At 73.9% G+C, this 230-nt stretch carries 1 protein-coding gene; it reads right to left on the reverse strand.

What is annotated here, in order from left to right; translation table 11 throughout:
• A partial coding sequence (locus AC0I8G_RS26365; RefSeq protein WP_471732560.1) for a hypothetical protein occupies positions 1-230 on the reverse strand: 230 nt, incomplete at both ends.

A 230-nucleotide genomic window follows, 5' to 3' on the forward strand; every position in this document is an offset into this window, starting at 1 on the left:
TCGCCGATCTGCAGGTCGGAGCACCCGTGCCGCTTGGCGTGACGCAGCAGGACCGGGGTGAGTTCGTCGCTCTCGCGGACCTCGCCGGCGATCTCGTCGAGCAGGCACAGCTGGTCCAGGAACCACGGGTCGATCCGGGTGGACGCGACCAGCTCCGCCGGGGTCGCGCCCGCGCGGCTGGCCTGCCTGACCAGCCCGATGCGTTCGTCGGTGGGCTGCGCGGCGCGGCG

Source organism: Kineococcus sp. AC630 (assembly GCF_979255925.1).